The 439-nt window shown below is 60.8% G+C and carries 1 protein-coding gene and 1 pseudogene; both read right to left on the bottom strand.

Annotation, left to right across the window (positions count from 1 at the left end; genetic code table 11):
- Positions 1 to 202: hypothetical protein (locus AO268_RS32920; protein WP_218927875.1), on the bottom strand; the 202-nt coding region annotated here is incomplete at its 3' end.
- A 20-nt stretch (positions 203 to 222) separates the two neighbouring features.
- Positions 223 to 439 (bottom strand): annotated as a pseudogene (locus AO268_RS05495) (IS21 family transposase); the annotation flags it as partial.

The raw sequence follows: 439 nt of genomic DNA, 5'->3' as shown, positions 1-439 counted from the left end.
GAGTGTCGGATTGGGCAGCATTTTGGTGCTCCTTTTTCAGGTCAGTGGTAGTAGCCAGGGCCGCGCAGGTTGATGTGTTCGTCGGGCAGTAGCGGCAGGGTTTGCTGGGACAGCGGTAGCTTTTCCAGCCCTTGGCGCAGGATCGATTCAAGGCTTTTGTAGCTGCACGCGCCCAGTGCCTGAGTGTCGGATTGGGCAGCATTTTGGTGCTCCTTTTTCAGGTCAGTGGTAGTAGCCAGGGCCGCGCAGGTTGATGTGTTCGTCGGGCAGTAGCGGCAGGTTTTGCTGGGACAGCGGTAGCTTTTCCAGCCCTTGGCGCAGGATCGATTCAAGGCTTTTGTAGCTGCACGCGCCCAGTGCCAGCGCTCGCTGGCAAGCGGCTTCCAGCCGCTCTTCGCCGTGCTGCTTGCTCAGGCGCAGGATGCCCAGGCAGGCGCGG

Origin of the sequence: Pseudomonas sp. ICMP 8385 (assembly GCF_002699915.1) — a bacterium.
GTDB classification, from domain to species: domain Bacteria; phylum Pseudomonadota; class Gammaproteobacteria; order Pseudomonadales; family Pseudomonadaceae; genus Aquipseudomonas; species Aquipseudomonas gessardii.
The sequence above is the reverse complement of the archived record's forward strand: the minus strand, read 5'-3'. Positions and strand labels throughout refer to the sequence as shown.